This window comes from Chryseobacterium limigenitum (genome assembly GCF_900114875.1).
In the GTDB taxonomy this organism is placed as follows: domain Bacteria; phylum Bacteroidota; class Bacteroidia; order Flavobacteriales; family Weeksellaceae; genus Chryseobacterium; species Chryseobacterium limigenitum.
Genome location: NZ_FPKW01000055.1, coordinates 1 through 1,181 on the forward strand (window position 1 = coordinate 1; position 1,181 = coordinate 1,181).

The window sequence follows — 1,181 nt, forward strand, 5'->3', positions numbered from 1 at the left end:
ACCATAAAATAACTTCCTGATTGTAAAGAGAAGCTTCCGAAACCTACTTTCAGACCAATCATATCGGTTGGTGTTCCGATATGCATATACCATTCACTTGGTGCAATATGTACGACCGCCCATCCTGCTCTTCCATTCGGTCCGATACCTGCAATAATGCCATTAGCAATATTCACAAAAACGTCTAAGCTTGCGTGGAAAACACTGTTGTTGAAATCATAGTTCATAGCCAGTTTGGCATAAATAGCACCTTTCACATCTTTGGTTACTGGATATTGTTCATCAACCACTTGGGTATCCAGAAAAGAATTAACGTGGGTATTGTCTTTCAGCTCATTAAGAAATTTATTGTTACCCGTCATTTCTTTGAACTTATCCTTGACTCCCGCTAAAGGATCTCCGGGAATCAGTTTAGATAAATCAGCCATAACCAGTGCCTCTCCAATAAACCCAACATTGGCTAAACCACCATTTGGATTGGTTGACATATTAAAACCAGCCATAATACTAATTGCATTTTTGCTGGCAACAGATCCATAAATACCCGCTCTCAGTGCCAAACCAACTGTATTATCCGGTTTCAATACCAAAGCTTTATCTTTATATGCAGGATTCAACGACATATCCCTGTCCGGAATCATCCTGTAAAATGCACCACCCGTAAATCCGGTAATGGTCAATGCTGATGCCTGAATTTTAAGTCCGTCCACAGAGCCTTCAAATCCCCAATACCGGAAAGTACTGAATCCATAAGCTGCATTTACATTCACTTCAACCTTCAACTCTTTCAACTTTGCATTCAGATGTGCCGTAAAACCATCTCCATATAAAGGGTCATTACGCATAATCTGGAATTCTCCTGATACGATTGCGACTCCAATGTCCACATTTTTAAGCCCTAACTTGGTAAGATTGAATCCATCATACTTCCATCGCTGGCGATTGTTTTCATTAACAATCAAACCGTTTATTTTCATTCCTCCTGATGCGGAGAATCGTTCTTCCTGTAATCCCACGGTTATTTCAAAACCCAGATTAGCATAACCATTGTCTGCTTCGACGAAAATATTCTTTATACTTGCAGGGAAACCTACTAGTTTTTGTTCTCCTTGTACTCCGAAATACTGAGCAGTAATATAAGGAGCTTTTGTCTGAAGGGTTAAATTTTGAAATACTACACC

1 pseudogene is annotated in these 1,181 nt (G+C 39.6%); it reads right to left on the reverse strand.

Annotated elements, in window-relative coordinates:
• Window positions 1-1,181: pseudogene (locus tag BT156_RS22280) on the reverse strand (hypothetical protein); the annotation flags it as partial.